The organism is Amycolatopsis sp. NPDC004625 (assembly GCF_040609695.1).
In the GTDB taxonomy this organism is placed as follows: Bacteria; Actinomycetota; Actinomycetes; order Mycobacteriales; family Pseudonocardiaceae; genus Amycolatopsis.
In genome coordinates this window covers 61,877-79,627 of sequence record NZ_JBEXKX010000034.1, presented here as the reverse complement: position 1 = coordinate 79,627, position 17,751 = coordinate 61,877, and the positions used below count along the sequence as shown (strand labels likewise).

The window sequence follows — 17,751 nt, the reverse complement described above, 5'->3', positions numbered from 1 at the left end:
GGTTCGAGACGTCGGTTCCGGCAAACCCTTCGTGAGGAATTGAAGAATGGCTACGGACGAGAAACTCCTCAAATACCTCAAGCGCGTCACGGCCGAACTGCACGACCTGCGCAAGCAGGGCTCGCGGCACGCTGACGAGCCGCTCGCCATCGTGGGAATGGCGTGCCGGCTGCCGGGTGGGGTGTCCTCGCCCGAGGAATTCTGGCGCCTCGTGGTCAACGGGGTCGACGCCCTGTCCGACTTCCCCGACGACCGGGGCTGGAACCTGGAGGGCTTCTTCGACCCGGACCCCGACCACCCGGGCACGTCCTACGCCAGCCAGGGCGGCTTCCTCGACGGCGCCGGGCAGTTCGACGCCGGCTTCTTCGGCATCTCGCCGCGCGAGGCGCTGATGATGGACCCGCAGCAGCGGATGCTGCTGGAAGCGTCGTGGGAGGCGTTCGAGGACGCGGGCGTCGACCCGGGCACGTTGAAGGGCACCGACGTCGGGGTGTTCTCCGGCCTCTTCACCCAGGGCTACGGGACCGGCGCCGGGACGATCCCGCCGGAACTGGAGGGTTACGCGGGCACGGGCAGCGCGTCGAGCGTGGCGTCCGGGCGCGTCTCCTACACCTTCGGCTTCGAAGGCCCCGCGGTCACGATCGACACGGCGTGCTCGTCGTCGCTGGTCGCGATCCACCTCGCCGCGCAGGCGCTGCGGCTCGGCGAGTGCTCGATGGCGCTGGCCGGCGGGGCGACGGTGATGCCGACGCCCGGCACCTTCGTGGCGTACTCCCGGCAGCGGGTGATGGCGGTCGACGGGCGCAGCAAGGCGTTCTCCTCGACCGCGGACGGCACCGGCTGGGCCGAGGGCGTCGGTGTGGTGCTGCTGGAACGGCTGTCGGTGGCGCGGGAACGCGGGCACCGGGTGCTGGCCGTGCTGCGGGGTTCCGCGGTGAACCAGGACGGTGCTTCGAACGGCCTGACCGCGCCGAACGGGCCGTCGCAGCAGCGGGTGATCCGAAAGGCGTTGTCCGGTGCCGGGTTGTCACCGTCCGATGTGGACATCGTGGAGGCGCACGGCACCGGCACCGCGCTGGGCGACCCGATCGAGGCGCAGGCGCTGCTGGCCACCTACGGCAGGAACCGGGACCCCCGGAAGCCGTTGTGGCTGGGCTCGGTGAAGTCGAACGTCGGGCACACACAGGCGGCCGCCGGCGTGGTCGGCCTGATCAAGATGGTCAAGGCGCTGGAGCACGGCGTCATGCCGCCGACCCTGCACGTCGAGGAGCCGACGCCGGAGGTCGACTGGTCGGCCGGTGCGGTCGAGCTGCTGACCGCGGCGCGGGAGTGGCCCTCGGACGGCCGTCCGCGCCGGGCCGGGGTGTCCGCGTTCGGGATCAGCGGGACGAACGCGCACGTGATCATCGAAGAGGCGCCGCCGCAGGAGGTCGTGAGTGGTAAGGCGAGTTCTAACCCGCCTTACCACTCACGACCAAGCCGCGGCAGCCTCGCCGACGGCGCGGTACCGCTGGTGGTGTCGGCGAAGAACCCCGGATCCCTTGCGGCGCAGGCCGGCCGTCTGGCGTCCCTGCTCTCCGACGGCGATGTGTCGCCGGCGGGCATGGCCCGGGCGCTCGTTTCGAAGCGCGCGACCTTCGGCGAGCGCGCGGTCGTGGTGGCCGGCTCGGACGAGCAGGCGATCGCCGGGTTGACCGCGCTGGCCGGAGGCGCGAGCGCGCCCGGTGTGGTGACCGGCAACGCGAGTACGCCGGGCAAGGTCGTGTGGGTCTTCCCCGGCCAGGGTTCGCACCGGTGCGGGATGGGCCGGGAGCTGTACGAGCGGTATCCGGTGTTCGCGGCGGCGCTCGACGAGGCGTGCGCGCAGCTGGACGAGCACCTGGCCGGCTGGGTCGACCACCCGGTCCGGGAAGTGGTGCTGGGCACCGCGGCCGGCAGCGCCGAGCTGCTCGACCTGACGGTGTTCACGCAGGCGGGGCTGTTCGCGATCGAGACGGCCCTGTTCCGGCTGGTCGAGTCGTGGGGCGTGCGGCCGGACGTCGTGGCCGGGCACTCGATCGGCGAGGTCGCCGCCGCGCACGCCGCGGGCGTGCTGTCGCTGCGGGACGCGGCGCGCCTGGTCGCGGCCCGGGGCCGGCTGATGCAGGCGCTGCCGCCCGGTGGCGTGATGGTCGCCGTCGCGGCGAGCGAGGACGAGGTCGCCGAGCTGCTGGGCGACGGCGTCGAACTCGCGGCGATCAACGGCCCGGCCGCCGTGGTGCTCTCGGGCGAGCACGACGCCGTCCTCACCGCGGCCGACCGGATGCGGGAGCGCGGGCACAAGACCAAGCAGCTCACGGTGTCCCACGCGTTCCACTCGTCGCTGATGGAGCCGATGCTGGCCGCCTTCACCGCCGAGCTCGCCGGTATCACCTGGCAGGAGCCGGAAATCCCGGTCATCTCCAACGTCACCGGACGGCTGGCCGCTCCCGGCGAACTGACCGATCCGCAGTACTGGGCGGAGCACGTGCGGCGGCCGGTCCGGTTCGCCGACGGGATCGCGGCCGCGGCGGAACACGGCGGCACGCTGTTCGTGGAACTCGGCCCCGGCGCGGCCCTGAGCTCCCTGGTCGAGGAGTCCGCCGACGCCCCCTGCGTCGCGGCTTTGCGTGACGACCGCCCGGAGGAGCAGGCGCTGCTGGCCGCGGTCGCCGGGCTGTTCGTGCGCGGGGTGGCCGTCGACTGGGACGCCGTGCTGCCGGCCGCGGCCGGCTGGGTGGACCTGCCGACCTACGCCTTCGACCGGCGGAACTACTGGCTTTCCGGCACCGGCGCGGCGACGGACGCGGCGTCGCTCGGGCAGGCCACGGCCGAGCACCCGATGCTCGGCGCGGTGGTGCGGCTGCCGCGCTTCGACGGCCTGGTGTTCACCTCGCGGCTGTCGCTGCGGACGCACCCCTGGCTCGCCGACCACGCCATCGGCGGGGCCGTGCTGGTCGCGGGCACCGGCCTGGTGGAGCTGGCCGTGCGGGCCGGCGACGAGGCCGGCTGCCCGGTGCTCGAGGAGCTCGTGATCGAGGCGCCGCTGGTGGTCCCGGAACAGGGCGGCGTGCGGGTGCAGGTCGCGGTCGGCGCGCCGGGGGAGACCGGCGTCCGCACGGTCGACGTCTACTCCCTGCGCGAGGACCAGGACGGTGACGAGACCTGGACGCGGCACGCCACCGGCACCCTGACGCCCCGTGCGCCGGCTCCGCGCCCGGGCTACGACTTCACCGCGTGGCCGCCGCCCGGCGCGCAGCGGATCGAGGTCGGCGACTTCTACGCCGACCTGGCCGACCGCGGGTACGCGTACGGGCCGGTGTTCCAGGGCCTGCAGGCGGTCTGGCAGCGCGGTGACGAGGTCTTCGCCGAAGTCTCCCTGCCCGAGGACCGGCACGAGGAAGCCGGCCGGTTCGGCATCCACCCCGGCCTGCTGGACTCGGGTCTGCACGCGGGCATGCTCAAGGTCGCGGCCACCCCCGAGGACGAACTCGGCCCGCCCGCGCTGCCGTTCGCGTGGAACGGCCTGGTGCTGCACGCCGCCGGTGCGGCGGCGCTGCGGGTGCGGCTCGCCTTCGGCGGCCCGAACACCGTGTCGCTGGAGGCGGCCGACACGACCGGCGGCCTCGTCGTCACGGCGGACTCGCTGGTGTCCCGCCCGGTGGCCGTCGAGATCGACGCCCCTTCGGTGACGCGCGACGCGTTGTTCCGCGTGGTGTGGACCGAACTTCCCCCGGCTGTCGCCGCCGAAGTTCCGGCCATCGAGGTCTTCGAGGTACCCAGCGGCGCCGACGCCCTCGACGTGACGTCGCGGGTGCTGGAGGTCGTGCAGGAGTGGCTGGCGTCGACGCCCGGCGGGGATCCGCGGCTCGTGGTCGTGACCCGGGGCGCGGTGCCCGCCGGCGACGGCGCGGTGCTCGACCCGGCCGCGGCCGCGGTCTGGGGCCTGGTCCGCTCCGCACAGGCCGAGAACCCGGACCGGTTCCTGTTGCTGGACCTCGAACACGACGCTGACGTGACGGCGGTGCTCGGTTCGGTGCTGGCCACCGGCGAGCCGCAGGTCGCCGTCCGCGGCACCACGTTCACCGCGCCTCGCCTGGCCCGGGCGGAGGCCACCGCGGTCTCGGCGCGGTTCGACCGGGATTCGACGGTCCTGGTGTCCGGCGCGGGTTCCCTCGGGGCCCTGGTCGCCCGGCACCTGGTGGCCCGGCACGACGTCCGGCGGCTGGTGCTCGCCAGCCGCCGCGGCCCGGACGCCGAAGGCGTGACCGACCTGGTCGCCGAGCTCACCGGCGCGGGCGCGGCGGTCTCCGTCGTGGCGTGCGACCTCGCCGACCGGGACCAGGTCGCGGCGCTGCTCGAAACCCACCGGCCCACCGGGGTCGTGCACACCGCCGGCGTGCTGGACGACGGCGTGATCGAAGCGCTGACGCCCGAGCGGCTGGCGAAGGTGTTCGCGCCCAAGGTGGCCGCGGTCCGGCACCTGGACGAGCTGACCCGCGACGGGCAGGTCGGTACCTTCGCGGTGTTCTCCTCCGCCTCCGGTGTCTTCGGCTCCGCGGGCCAGGGCAACTACGCCGCCGCGAACGCCTTCCTGGACGCCGTGGTGGCGAACCGGCAGGCCGCCGGGCTGACCGGGACGTCGCTCGCCTGGGGCATGTGGCAGCAGGACGACGGGATGACCGCGCACCTCGGCCAGTCCGACCAGGCCCGCGCGAGCCGCAGCGGCGTCCTGGCCATCACGGCGACCGAAGGCATGGACCTGTTCGACGCCGCCGTCGGCTCCGGGCAGGCGTTGCTGGTGCCGCTCAAGCTGGACCTCAAGAGCACCCGGGGCGCCCGCGCGGACGTGCCGCACCTGCTGCGCGGGCTGGTCCGCGCGGGACGGCAGCAGGCGCGCGCGGCCGCCGCGAGCACCGGCGGCTTGGTGGCGGACCTGGCCGGGCGCGCCCCGGCCGAGCAGGAGGCGCTGCTGCTCGACCTGGTCCGCTCGCAGGTTGCGCTGGTGCTCGGGCACACCGGGCCGGAGAGCGTCCTCGAAAACACCGTCTTCTCGGACGCCGGGTTCGACTCCCTGACGGCGGTGGAACTGCGCAACCGGCTGCGGGAGACGACCGGGCTGAAACTCCCCGCCACGCTGGTGTTCGACTACCCGACCCCGGTGGCGCTCGCCCGCCACCTGCGTGACGAACTGGGCGACACCCTCACCGGGAGCGAGCCGGCCCGGGTCGCGCCGGTGGTCGCCGCGGCGGCGAACGAGCCGATCGCGATCGTCGGCATGGCGTGCCGCCTGCCCGGCGGGGTCGCCGACCCCGAAGACCTGTGGCAGCTGCTGGTCGACGGCCGCGAAGGGCTGTCTCCCTTCCCCGAAGACCGGGGCTGGGACCTGGAGAACCTGTTCGACGCGGACCCGGACAGCTCCGGCACGACCTACACCAGCCAGGGCGGGTTCCTCGAAGGCGCCGGGCTGTTCGACGCGGCCTTCTTCGGGATTTCGCCGCGCGAGGCCGTCGCCATGGACCCGCAGCAGCGGCTGCTGCTGGAGACGTCGTGGGAAGCGCTGGAAAGCGCGGGGCTCGACCCGCACGTCCTGAAGGGCACCGACGTCGGGGTGTTCGCCGGGGTGTCCAACCAGGGCTACGGAATGGGCGCGGACGCGTCCGAAATGGAGGGTTACGCGAGCACGGCGGGCGCGTCGAGCGTCGTGTCGGGCCGGGTGTCCTACGTGTTCGGCTTCGAAGGTCCCGCGGTCACGATCGACACGGCGTGCTCGTCGTCGCTGGTCGCGATGCACCTGGCCGGGCAGTCGCTGCGGCAGGGCGAGTGCTCGATGGCGCTGGCCGGCGGCGTGACCGTGATGGGCACGCCCGGCACGTTCGTCGAGTTCTCGCGGCAGCGCGGGCTCGCCGGCGACGGCCGGTGCAAGGCGTACGCCGACGGCGCGGACGGCACCGGCTGGGCCGAGGGCGTCGGCGTCGTGGTCCTCGAACGGCTGTCGGTGGCGCGCGAGCGTGGGCATCGCGTGCTGGCCGTGCTGCGGGGTTCCGCGGTGAACCAGGACGGTGCTTCGAACGGCCTGACCGCGCCGAACGGGCCGTCGCAGCAGCGGGTGATCCGGCGGGCCCTCTCCGGGGCCGGGCTGTCACCGTCCGATGTGGACGTCGTCGAGGGCCACGGGACCGGGACCGCCTTGGGTGACCCGATCGAGGCGCAGGCCCTGATCGCCACCTACGGCAGGGACCGCGAGACGCCCTTGTGGCTGGGGTCGTTGAAGTCGAACTTCGGGCACACGCAGTCGGCCGCGGGGGTCGCGAGCGTGATCAAGATGGTGCAGGCGCTGCGGCACGGCCTGATGCCGCGCACCCTGCACGTCGACCGGCCCACCACGCAGGTGGACTGGTCCGCGGGTGCGGTCGAGCTGCTGACCGAGGCGCAGGAGTGGCCGTCGAACGGTCGTCCGCGCCGGGCCGGGGTGTCCTCGTTCGGGATCAGCGGGACCAACGCCCACCTGATCATCGAAGAAGCCCCCGATCCGAGTCTGCCGCGGCTTGTCGTGAGTGAAAAGGAGGGTTCTAACCCGCTTTTCCACTCACGACCGGCCGTGGTGCCGGTGGTGCTGTCCGCGCGCAACGCCGTCTCCTTGGCGGCGCAGGCCGGTCGGCTGGTGGAGTTCGTCGACGAGCCCCTGGCCACCGTGGCCGGGGCGCTCGCGAACGGGCGGGCCGTGTTCGGCGAGCGCGCGGTCGTCGTCGCGGAGTCGGCCGAGGAAGCGCGCGACAGCCTGGCGGCGCTGGCCCGCGGCGAGGACGCGCCCGGTCTGGTGACCGGCCGGGTACCCGCCACCGGACGGCCCGGCAAGGTCGTCTGGGTGTTCCCCGGCCAGGGGACGCAGTGGGCGGGCATGGGCCGCGAACTGCTGGAGACGTCGCCGGTGTTCGCCGAGCGGATCGCCGAGTGCGCGGCCGCGCTGGAGCCGTGGGTCGACTGGTCCCTGCTCGACGTCCTGCGGGGCGAGGGCGATCTGGACCGGGTCGACGTCCTCCAGCCCGCGAGCTTCGCGATGATGGTCGGCCTGGCCGCGATGTGGTCGGCGGCCGGCGTGACGCCGGACGCGGTGCTCGGGCATTCCCAGGGCGAGATCGCCGCGGCCTGCGTGTCGGGCGCACTGTCCCTTGTGGACGCCGCCAAGGTGGTCGCCCTGCGCAGCCAGGCGATCGCCGCGAAGCTCTCCGGACGCGGCGGCATGGCGTCGGTCGCGTTGAGCGAGGACGAAGCCGTCATGCGGCTGGTGCCGTGGGCGGGCTGGGTCGAGGTGGCGGCCGTCAACGGCCCCTCGTCGGTGGTGATCGCCGGGGACGCCGAAGCCCTCGACGAGGCCCTGGACTGCCTGGCACGCCAAGGGATCCGCGTCCGGCGGGTGGCCGTCGACTACGCCTCGCACACCTGGCACGTCGAAGACATCCGCGACACCCTCGCCGAGGCACTGGCCGGGATCGAGGCGCAGGCGCCGCTGGTGCCGTTCCGCTCCACGGTGACCGGCGAGTGGATCACCGAAGCCGGGGTCCTGGACGGCGGCTACTGGTACCGGAACCTGCGGCACCAGGTCGGCTTCGGCCCGGCCGTGACCGAGCTGCTCGGGTCGGGCCACGGCGTGTTCGTCGAGGTCAGCGCCCACCCGGTGCTGGTCCAGCCGATCACCGAGCTGATCGACGACACCGGCGCGGTCGTGGCCGGTTCGGTGCGGCGGGCCGACGGCGGGCCGCGGCGGCTGCTCACCTCGATGGCCGAACTGTTCGTCCGCGGGGTCGCGGTGGACTGGAGCGCGCTCGTGCCCGCCCCGGCCGAGCCGGTCGACCTCCCGGCCTACGCCTTCGACCACCAGCACTTCTGGCTCAGCCCGGCCGAACCGGCGTCCGACGCCGTTTCGCTGGGCCTCGCCGGGGCCGACCACCCGCTGCTCGGCGCGGTCGTGCCGCTCCCGCAGACCGACGGGCTCGTCTGCACCTCGCGGCTCTCCCTGCGCACGCACCCCTGGCTGGCCGACCACCTGGTCCGGGACGTCGTCATCGTGCCCGGGACCGGGCTGGTCGAGCTGGCCGTGCGGGCCGGCGACGAAGCCGGCTGCCCGGTGCTCGACGAGCTGGTCATCGAGGCCCCGCTCGTGGTGCCCCGCAGGGGCGGGGTGCGCGTCCAGGTCGCGCTGAGCGGGCCGGGCGAGGACGGCTCGCGCACGGTCGACGTCTACTCCCTGCGCGAAGACGCGGACACCTGGACGCGGCACGCGACCGGCGTGCTGGTCCCGGCCGGCCGCCGGACCGCCGCGTTCGACTTCACGGCCTGGCCGCCGCCCGGCGCGCAGCCGGTGGACATCAGCGGGGCCTACGACGTGCTCGCGGACGTCGGTTACGGGTACGGCCCGGTGTTCCGGGCCGTGCGGGCGGTGTGGCGACGCGGTGACGAGACCTTCGCCGAGATCGCCCTGCCCGCCGAACACCGCGAGGAAGCCGGCCGGTTCGGCATCCACCCCGCGCTCCTCGACGCGGCCCTGCACTCGACGATGGTGGCCGCCGCCTCCGGCGACGCCGGGTCCTACGGCGACGAAGTGCGGCTGCCGTTCGCGTGGAACGGGTTGCGGCTGCACGCGGCCGGCGCCTCGGCGCTGCGGGTGCGGGTCGCCAAGGCCGAAGGGGAGGACCTCTCCCTCGAAGCCGTCGACGAGACCGGCGGCCTGGTCGTCACCCTGGACGCCCTGATCGGCCGCCCGGTGACCGACGACCAGCTGGCGACGGCCGAGGGCAGCGGCTCGCTGTTCCGGGTCGGCTGGACGCCACTGTCGCGAGTGGACAGTGCGCGGCCGGTGCCGTCGTGGGTGCCGGTGGCCACCGCGGAAGAGGTGGCGACGCTGGCCGACGACGTGCTGTCCGGCGTGACCACCGCCCCCGAGGTGGCGGTCATGGAGGCCGGGGGCGACCCGGCGCTGGAGCTCACCGTCCGGGTGCTGGACGTCGTCCAGTGCTGGCTGGCCGGCGGCGGCCTGGAGGCTTCGAAGCTGGCCATCGTGACCCGGGGCGCGGTGCCCGCCGGCGACGGCGGGGTGACCGACCCGGCGGCGTCCGCGGTGTGGGGCCTGGTCCGGGCCGCCCAGGCGGAGAACCCGGACCGGATCCTCCTGGTCGACACCGACGCCGACGCCGACGTGACCCCGGCCTTGGGCGCGGTGCTGGACAGCGGGGAACCGCAGGTCGCCGTGCGCGGGACGACGCTGTCGATCCCGCGCCTGGCCCGCGTCGCCCCGCCGAGTGCGCCCGCGGAGTTCCCGGCCGACGGAACCGTGCTGGTCACCGGCGGCACCGGGTCGCTCGGCGGCCTGGTCGCCCGGCACCTCGTCGAGCGGCACGGCGTGCGGCAGCTGCTGCTGGTGAGTCGCCGGGGGCTGGACGCCGAGGGGGCGAAGGACCTGGTCACCGACCTCACCGCGCTGGGCGCGGACGTCTCGGTGGTGGCCTGCGACGTCGCCGACCGCGCTCAGGTGGCGGCGCTGCTGGAAGCGCACCGGCCGACGGCCGTGGTGCACACGGCCGGCGTGCCGTCCGCCGGGGTGATCGGGACGGTGACACCGGACCAGCTGGCCGAGGTCTTCGCGGCCAAGGTCACCGCCGCCGATCACCTGGACGAACTCACCCGCGGTACGAACCTCCGGGCGTTCGTCGTCTACTCCTCGGTTTCGGCGGTGTTCATGGGCGCCGGCAGCGGTGGTTATGCGGCGGCCAACGCGTACCTGGACGGCCTGATGGCCGCCCGGCGGGCGGCGGGCCTGCCGGGCCAGTCGCTGGCGTGGGGCCTGTGGGACCAGACCTCCGGCGGCATGGCGGCCGGCTCCGACGAGGCCGCCCGGGCCCGGATGAACCGGCGCGGCGGCCTGGTCGCGATGGCCCCCGAGGAGGGCATGGACCTCTTCGACGCCGCGCTCGCTTCCGGGCAGGCGCAGCTGGTGCCCGCCCGGCTCGACCTGCGCGGCCTGCGGGCGGCCGGTACGCCGGCGCCGCACCTGCTGCGCGGCCTGGTCCCGGCGGCCCGGCAGCAGGCCCGCACCGCGGCCGTCGTGGAGGAGGGCCTGGCCACCCGGCTGGCCGGGCTCACCCCGGACCGGCGGCTCGCGGTCCTGCTCGACGCGGTGCGGACCCAGGTGGCCGGGGTGCTGGGCTTCGGCTCCGGCGACCAGATCGACGAGGACCAGGGGCTGTTCGAGATCGGCTTCGACTCCCTGACCGCGATCGAGCTCCGCAACCGGCTGCGGGCGCTGACCGAACGGAAGATCGCGCCCAGCGTGGTCTTCGACCACCCGACGCCGAAACTGCTCGCCGCGCACCTGCACGAACTGGTCTGAAAGAAGGTGAACCGTGTTCGACGTTGATACCTACCTCCGGCGGATCGGCTGCGCCGGGGTCACCGGCGTGGACCTGGAAACGCTGCGGAGGCTGCAGAAGAGCCACCTGATGGCGATCCCGTACAGCAGCGTCGCCTACGGCCTGCGCGACGCGGTCGACGTCGTCGACCTCGACGAGGACGCCGTCTTCGAAACCAGCATCGTCGAGGGCAAGGGCGGCGCCTGCTACCACCTGAACCGGCTGTTCCACCGGCTCCTGACCGAACTGGGCTACGACGTCTCGCCGCTGGCCGGCAGCACCACCGAAGGGCGCGAGACCTTCGGGACCGAGGTCGAGCACATGTTCAACCTGGTCACCCTGGACGGCCGCGAACGGCTGGTCGACGTCGGCTACCCGGGCCCGACCTACCTCGAGCCGCTGCCGGTCGGCCCGGGCGTGCAGACCCAGTACGGCAGCCAGTTCCGGCTGGTCGAAGGGGACTCCGGGTACGCGCTGCAACGCCGGGGCGCGGTCACCCGCTGGAGCGTCGTCTACACCTTCACGACGCAGCCCCGCCAGTGGAGCGACTGGAAGGAGCTGGAGGACAACTTCCGGGCCCTCGTGGGCGACACCGCCCGCACCGACCTGCAGGAGGTCCTGTGCGGCCGGGCGTTCGAAACCGGCCAGGTGTTCCTGCGGCAGCGCCGGTACCTGACGGTCCGGGACGGCCGCGAGCAGGTGCGCACGATCACCGACGACGACGAGCACCGCGCGCTGGTCGACCGCGTGCTGTCCGGCGAGCTCGGCTGAACCGGGGAAGGGAAGACGATGACGGAAAACGACGGCCTGCTGGCCCGGTTCGCCGGCCTGTGCAGGTCCGCGTACGCGCACCACTACATCCCGTACCTCAATTTCTTCTACGGCGGCGAATTCCTCCACCACGGCAGCGAACCGGTGGCCCGGATCGCCGACCTGCCGTACCGGACGCTGCCGGAGCCGCGGGAGAAGGCACCGTGAGCACCACGATTCCGGTCCGCCTCAACGAGCGGTCCTACGACGTGCTGGTCGGGCCCGGGGTGCGGAACTCGCTGCCCGGGGTCGTCCGGCGGCTCGGCGCCCGGCGGGCCGCGGTCGTCTCGGCCCGCCCGGCCGACTGGGTCCCGGACACCGGCGTCGAGACGCTCCTGCTGCCGGCCCGCGACGGCGAGCAGGACAAACGACTGTCCACAGTGGAGGAACTGTGCGGTGAGTTCGCGCGGTTCGGGCTGACCCGGTCCGACGTCGTCGTCTCCTGCGGCGGCGGCACGACCACCGACGTCGTCGGGCTCGCGGCCGCGCTCTACCACCGCGGGGTCGCCGTGGTCCACCTGCCCACGACGCTGCTGGCCCAGGTGGACGCCAGCGTCGGCGGGAAGACCGCGGTGAACCTGCCGGCGGGCAAGAACCTGGTCGGCGCGTACTGGCAGCCCAGCGCGGTCCTGTGCGACACCGACTACCTGACGACGCTGCCGCGGCGGGAGGTCCTCAACGGCCTCGGCGAGATCGCCCGCTGCCACTTCATCGGCGCGCCGGACCTGCGCGGGCGGACGCTGCCGGAGCAGATCGCCGCCAGCGTCACCCTCAAGGCGGGGATCGTGGCGCAGGACGAGCGGGACACCGGGCTGCGGCACCTGCTCAACTACGGGCACACCCTCGGGCACGCGCTGGAGATCGCGACGGACTTCGCCCTGCGCCACGGCGAGGCCGTGGCCGTCGGCACGGTCTTCGCCGGTCGGCTGGCGGGCGCGCTGGGCCGCATCGATCAGTCCCGAGTGGACGAACACCTCGACGTCGTCCGCCACTACGGCCTGCCGGCGGCGTTGCCCGAGGACGTCGATCCGGCGGTCCTGATCCGGCAGATGCACCGGGACAAGAAGGCGATCACCGGGCTCGCCTTCGTCCTGGACGGGCCCCGCGGCGCGGAGCTGGTCGGCGACGTGCCGCCGGAGCTCGTGTCGCGCGTCCTGGACGAGATGCCCCGCGAACGCCTGGGGGACCTGGTCGCGGCCACCGATGCGGCGCCGGCATGAGACGGCTCCTGCACGGACCCGCCGAGCCGGGCGGCCCGATCCACCGACGAGCGGTGGACCGGGCGCTGGGCCGCAAACTGGACGAGGCGCTGGCCCGGCCCGCCGCGCAACAGCCGGAGTGGCCGGACCCCGCGCGGGCGGCCCGGGTGGCCGGGCAGCTGCACGACGCCGAACCGGTCGTCGCGCCGGCCGAGACGGCCCGGCTGGCGGCGCGGCTCGCGTCGGTCGCCCGCGGCGAGGCGTTCCTGCTGCAGGGCGGCGACTGCGCGGAGACGTTCGCCGGCAACACCGAAAGCCACCTGCTGGGCAACCTGCGGCTGCTTGAGGAGATGGCGGACGTGCTCGCGGCGGCGGCCGGCCTGCCGGTGGTCAAGCTGGCCCGGATGGCCGGGCAGTACGCCAAGCCGCGGTCCAACACCGTCGACGCACGGGGGCTGCCGGTCTACCGCGGTGACATCGTCAACGCCCCCGAACCCACCGCCGAGGCCCGGACCCCGGACCCGCGCCGGATGCTGCGGGCCCACGCCCACGCGCTCGAGGCGATGGACCTGGTCCGCAAGTTCTGCGCGGACGACGTCCACGTCAGCCACGAAATGCTGCTGCTCGACTACGAACGAGCCGTGCTGTGGGCGGACGCGACCGGCCCGGAACCGCGGTTGTCCAGCGGGCTGGCGCACTTCCTGTGGATCGGCGAGCGGACCCGTCAGCTCGACGGCGCCCACCTCGCCTTCGCCGAGCTGCTGTCCAACCCGATCGGCCTCAAGCTCGGGCCGAGCGTCACACCCGAGCAGGCCGTCGAGTACGTCGAGCGCCTCGACCCGCACCGCACGCCGGGCCGGCTGACGCTGGTCAGCCGGATGGGCCACGACCTGGTCCGCGACGTGCTCCCGCCGATCGTGGAGAAGGTCGCCGCGTCCGGGCACGAGGTGATCTGGCAGTGCGACCCGATGCACGGCAACACCCGCCGGTCGGGCAACGGGTTCAAGACCCGCCACTTCGACCACGTGCTCGACGAGCTCGCCGGGTTCTTCGAGGTGCACCGCGCTCTCGGCACCCACCCCGGCGGCATCCACGTCGAGGTGACCGGCGACGACGTGACGGAATGCCTCGGCGGTTCCCCCGGCGTCGCCGAGGCCGACCTGCCCGCCCGGTACCTGACCGCGTGCGACCCGCGGCTCAACGCGGCGCAGTCGGTGCAGCTGGCCCACCTGGTCGCGGAGCTGCTGTGCGGCAAGCGGGTGGAGGTCCGGTGATCAGCGGGACCACCCGGCTGTACGTCGTCCTGGGCGATCCCGTCACCCAGGTCCGCTCGCCCGGGTTGCTGAACCCGCTGTTCGCGCGGCTGGGCGTCGACGCGGTGCTCGTCCCGGTGCACGCGAAACCCGCGGACCTCGCCCAGGTCGTCGGCGGCCTGCAGGCCATCGGCAACCTCGACGGCATCTTCGTCACGGTGCCGCACAAGCCGGCCGCCGCCGGGCTCGCCGGCCGTCGCAGCCCGACGGTGGAGATCACCGGCAGCGCCAACGCGCTGCGGCGGGAAGCGGACGGCACCTGGTACGCGGAGAACTTCGACGGCCTCGGCTTCGTCACCGGTCTCGTCACCGCGGGCCACGACCCCAAGGGTGAACGGGTGGCGCTCGTCGGCGCGGGCGGGGCCGGCAGCGCGATCGCCGCCGCCCTCCTGGACGCCGGCGTGGACCGGCTGGCGGTGTGCGACCCGGACACCGCGAAGCTGCACGCCCTCCGCGACCGCCTGGACGCGCACTGGCCGGGCCGGACGACCACCGGGGCCGAACCGGACACCGACGGGGCCGCCCTCGTCGTGAACGCCACCCCGCTCGGGCTGGACCCGGGCGATCCGCTGCCGTTCCGCCCGCGGCTGCTGCCACCGGGCTGCGTGGTGGCCGACATCATCATGAAGCCCCGCGAAACCCGGCTGCTGCGCGAAGCGGCGGAACTCGGTCATCCCGTCCATTGCGGAATGCACATGCTCGACGGGCAACTGGACTCCTACCGGGCCTTTTTCGGGTGGCACTGAGCCCGCGGACTACTACCAGGCCGGGGGATGCGGCCCGGCCGGGCGCCGCCATATTTTGGGAACCGGGCGATGATTCGGAGAAATATGGATGCGCGACAGCCTGCAGAACTCCCGCAGCCGGTCGAGTACGACGAAGCCGCGTGGAATGCACTGGTGAAACACCTGGAAAGCGAGTTCGGCGACAGCGTCGTCACCGAACGGACGCCCGCGGCCGGTACGAATGCGGCGGACCTCGTTCTGCAATGCCTGATGGACTCGTACCGCGCTTTGTTCGGCCTTTGGTGAAGAGGTTCGACCCATGGAGAATCGGAGAGACATGAACGCGCGACAGGCACCGGTGTTCCCCCAATGGCCGCACTACGACGAGGCCGAGCGGGAAGGCCTGATCCGGGCGCTGGAGCAGGGCCTGTGGTGGCGGATGGGCGGCGACGAGGTCAACTCCTTCGAGCGCGAGTTCGCCGAGCACCACGGCGCCGAGCACGCGCTCGCGGTCACCAACGGCACGCACGCGCTCGAGCTCGCCCTGCAGTGCATGGACGTCGGGCCGGGCACCGAGGTCATCGTGCCGGCCTTCACCTTCATCTCGTCTTCCCAGGCGGCGCAGCGGCTCGGCGCGGTCGCGGTCCCGGTCGACGTCGACCCGGAGACCTACTGCATCGACGTCGCGGCCGCCGCGGACGCCATCACCCCGCGCACCAAGGTGATCATGCCGGTGCACATGGCCGGGCTGATGGCGGACATGGACGCGCTCGCGAAGCTGTCCGCCGACACCGGCGTGCAGATCCTGCAGGACGCCGCGCACGCGCACGGCGCCCGCTGGCAGGGCAAGCGCGTCGGCGAGCTCGGCACGGTCGCGACGTTCAGCTTCCAGAACGGCAAGCTGATGACCGCGGGCGAAGGCGGCGCCGTGCTCTTCCCGGAGCAGGAGATGCACGAGCGCGCCTTCCTGCGCCACAGCTGCGGCCGGCCGAAGAACGACACCCGGTACCTGCACCTGATCGCCGGCTCCAACATGCGGCTCAACGAGTTCTCGGCGTCCGTGCTGCGCGCGCAGCTGAGCCGCCTCGACGCCCAGATCGCCCTCCGCGACGAGCGCTGGGCCCTGCTCTCCCGCCTGCTCGCCGGGATCGACGGCGTCGTCCCGCAGGGCGACGACCCGCGCGCCGACCGGAACTCGCACTACATGGCCATGTTCCGCGTCCCGGGGATCACCGAGGAGCGGCGCAACGCGCTGGTCGGCCGGCTCGTCGAGGCCGGTCTGCCCGCGTTCGCCGGGTTCCGCGCGATCTACCGCACCGACGCGTTCTGGGAGATCGGCGCGCCGGACGAAAGCCTCGACGCGGTCGCGAAGCGCTGCCCGAACACCGAAGCGATCAGCGCGGACTGCGTGTGGCTGCACCACCGCACCCTGCTGGCCGGGGAGGCCGAGATGCACGCGACCGCCGAGATCATCGCCGACGCGGTGGCTTCTGCATGAGTGTCAAGGTCGCCGTCGTCGGCCTCGGGTGGGCCGGCCGCGAACTGTGGCTGCCGCTGCTGCGGGAGCACGCGGACTTCGAGGTGGTCGCCGCCGTCGACGCCGATCCGGCGTCGCGCGCGGCCTTCGCCAAGACCGCGGGCATCCCGGTGCACGCGGGCGTGGAAGCGCTGTCCGCGCGGGCGATCGACCTGGCGGTCGTCGCGGTCCCGAACCACCTGCACGCCGAGGTGGCCGGCTCGCTGATGGCCACCGGGATCCCGGTCTTCCTGGAGAAACCGGTGTGCCTGACCTCGGCCGAGGTCGACGTCCTGGCGGCGGCCGAACGCAGCGGCGGGATGCTGCTGGCCGGCAGCGCCGCCCGCTACCGCGCCGACGTCCGGACGCTGGCGCAGCTCGTGCCGGACCTCGGCGACATCCGGCACGTCGACCTGGCCTGGGTCCGCTCGCGCGGTGTCCCGCGGGCCGGCTGGTTCACCCAGCGCGACAAGGCCGGCGGCGGGGTGCTGTTCGACCTCGGCTGGCACCTGCTCGACACGCTCGCGCACCTGCTCGGCCCGGGCCGCTTCACGCAGGTGACCGGGTCGACTTCGGACGACTTCGTCAACGTCGGCGCGTGGAGCGCGGCCTGGCGCAAGGACCTGTCCGCCGCCGACGCCGCCGACGTCGAGGACACCGCCCGCGGGTTCCTCGTCCGCGACGACGGCGTCTCCGTGTCGCTGCGGGCCAGCTGGGCCTCGCACGAGGCCCGGGACGTCACCCTGATCCGCGTCGAAGGCAGCGCCGGCGTCGCGGAACTGCGGTGCACCTTCGGTTTCAGCCCCAACCGCCAGCCCGAGCCCGAGCTGACGCTGACCAGCGAGGGGACCACCACCCCCGTCACCCTGCCCGCCGAGCCGATCGGCGCCGAGTACCGGCGCCAGCTGGACGGGCTCGCCGCCAGGCTGGCCGACCCCGGCAACCGCGGCGTCGCGGTCGCCGAGGCCCGGCCGATCGTCCGGATGATCGAAAACTTCTACGCCTCGGCCCGCTCGGCGCGCGACCCGCGCCCGGTGCCGGCGTACCAGTAGAGAGGGTGCTCCATGGCTTTCCCGATCGTCGACCGGCCCGGCACCGAGGCCGATCCCTCGGTGTCCGCCCGGCAAGCGGTCATCTTCGACCTCGACGGGGTCGTCGTCGACAGCTTCGCGGTGATGAGTGAGGCCTTCGCCATCGCTTACGCCGAAGTCGTCGGCGACGGCCCGGCGCCGTTCGAGGAGTACCGGCGCCACCTCGGCCGGTACTTCCCCGACATCATGCGGATCATGGACCTGCCGCTGGCGATGGAGGAACCGTTCGTCCGCGAGAGCTACCGCCTCGCCGACCAGGTGACGGTTTTCGACGGTGTCGTCGAACTGCTGCTGACCCTGCGCACGCGCGGGCTGAAACTGGCCATCGCGACCGGCAAGAGCGGTCCGCGGGCGCGTTCGCTGCTCGACAAGCTCGGCCTGCTCCCGTTCTTCGCGCACGTCATCGGCTCGGACGAGGTCGCCCGGCCGAAGCCGGCCCCCGACATGGTGCTCAAGGCCCTCGACCTGCTGGACGTCCCGGCCGAGCGGGCCATCATGGTCGGCGACGCGCCGACCGACCTGGCCAGCGCCCGGGACGCGGGCGTCGCTTCGGCCGCCGCGCTGTGGGCGCCCCCGGACGACGTCGGCGAGCTGCTGGCGGCCGGTCCCGACGTGGTGCTGGAACGCCCGGCCGACCTCCTCGCCATCTGCCCGGCCCTGTCGCTTCGCTGAG

At 73.7% G+C, this 17,751-nt stretch carries 10 protein-coding genes; all 10 read left to right on the top strand.

Annotated features, from left to right (window positions below):
* Positions 1 to 46: 46 nt before the first annotated feature.
* The 10 genes from ABZW17_RS32190 to ABZW17_RS32145 all read left to right on the top strand — a co-directional run bounded on the left by ABZW17_RS32190 (position 47) and on the right by ABZW17_RS32145 (position 17,750).
* Positions 47 to 10,405, top strand: a complete 10,359-nt coding sequence (locus tag ABZW17_RS32190) for a type I polyketide synthase (protein WP_354822633.1) — start codon at positions 47 to 49, stop codon at positions 10,403 to 10,405.
* A gap of 13 nt (positions 10,406 to 10,418) precedes the next feature.
* Positions 10,419 to 11,195 (top strand): arylamine N-acetyltransferase, encoded by a 777-nt coding sequence (locus ABZW17_RS32185; protein ID WP_354822631.1) that lies wholly within the window; start codon positions 10,419 to 10,421, stop codon positions 11,193 to 11,195.
* Positions 11,196 to 11,213: 18 nt separating this feature from the next.
* Positions 11,214 to 11,402 (top strand): hypothetical protein, encoded by a 189-nt coding sequence (locus ABZW17_RS32180; RefSeq protein ID WP_354822629.1) that lies wholly within the window; start codon positions 11,214 to 11,216, stop codon positions 11,400 to 11,402.
* On the top strand, positions 11,399 to 12,454 hold the full coding sequence (locus ABZW17_RS32175; RefSeq protein ID WP_354822627.1) for a 3-dehydroquinate synthase family protein: 1,056 nt from the start codon (positions 11,399 to 11,401) through the stop codon (positions 12,452 to 12,454). Before ABZW17_RS32180 ends, ABZW17_RS32175 begins: the two co-directional genes overlap by 4 nt.
* Positions 12,451 to 13,707 (top strand): 3-deoxy-7-phosphoheptulonate synthase class II, encoded by a 1,257-nt coding sequence (locus ABZW17_RS32170; protein WP_354822625.1) that lies wholly within the window; start codon positions 12,451 to 12,453, stop codon positions 13,705 to 13,707. The genes ABZW17_RS32175 and ABZW17_RS32170 overlap by 4 nt, the downstream gene beginning before the upstream one ends.
* On the top strand, positions 13,704 to 14,492 hold the full coding sequence (locus tag ABZW17_RS32165; protein WP_354822623.1) for a shikimate dehydrogenase: 789 nt from the start codon (positions 13,704 to 13,706) through the stop codon (positions 14,490 to 14,492). The genes ABZW17_RS32170 and ABZW17_RS32165 overlap by 4 nt, the downstream gene beginning before the upstream one ends.
* A gap of 84 nt (positions 14,493 to 14,576) precedes the next feature.
* Positions 14,577 to 14,777: a hypothetical protein gene (locus ABZW17_RS32160; protein ID WP_354822621.1), complete on the top strand. Its 201-nt coding sequence runs from the start codon at positions 14,577 to 14,579 to the stop codon at positions 14,775 to 14,777.
* Between the two features lie 31 nt (positions 14,778 to 14,808).
* Entirely contained in the window at positions 14,809 to 15,969 is a 1,161-nt protein-coding gene (gene rifK / locus ABZW17_RS32155) for a 3-amino-5-hydroxybenzoate synthase (RefSeq protein ID WP_354822619.1), read from the top strand.
* A complete protein-coding gene (locus ABZW17_RS32150) occupies positions 15,966 to 17,039 on the top strand; it encodes a Gfo/Idh/MocA family oxidoreductase (protein WP_354822617.1) in 1,074 nt (357 codons plus the stop codon). The genes rifK and ABZW17_RS32150 overlap by 4 nt, the downstream gene beginning before the upstream one ends.
* A gap of 12 nt (positions 17,040 to 17,051) precedes the next feature.
* A complete protein-coding gene (locus ABZW17_RS32145) occupies positions 17,052 to 17,750 on the top strand; it encodes an HAD-IA family hydrolase (protein ID WP_354822615.1) in 699 nt (232 codons plus the stop codon).
* Position 17,751: the final 1 nt, after the last annotated feature.

Coding starts and splice junctions, on each gene's coding strand:
- ABZW17_RS32190 (WP_354822633.1), top strand. CDS start 47: ATGGCTACGGACGAGAAACTCCTCAAATACCTCAAGCGCGTCACGGCC.
- ABZW17_RS32180 (WP_354822629.1), top strand. CDS start 11,214: ATGACGGAAAACGACGGCCTGCTGGCCCGGTTCGCCGGCCTGTGCAGG.
- ABZW17_RS32170 (WP_354822625.1), top strand. CDS start 12,451: ATGAGACGGCTCCTGCACGGACCCGCCGAGCCGGGCGGCCCGATCCAC.
- ABZW17_RS32160 (WP_354822621.1), top strand. CDS start 14,577: ATGGATGCGCGACAGCCTGCAGAACTCCCGCAGCCGGTCGAGTACGAC.
- rifK (WP_354822619.1), top strand. CDS start 14,809: ATGAACGCGCGACAGGCACCGGTGTTCCCCCAATGGCCGCACTACGAC.
- ABZW17_RS32150 (WP_354822617.1), top strand. CDS start 15,966: ATGAGTGTCAAGGTCGCCGTCGTCGGCCTCGGGTGGGCCGGCCGCGAA.
- ABZW17_RS32145 (WP_354822615.1), top strand. CDS start 17,052: ATGGCTTTCCCGATCGTCGACCGGCCCGGCACCGAGGCCGATCCCTCG.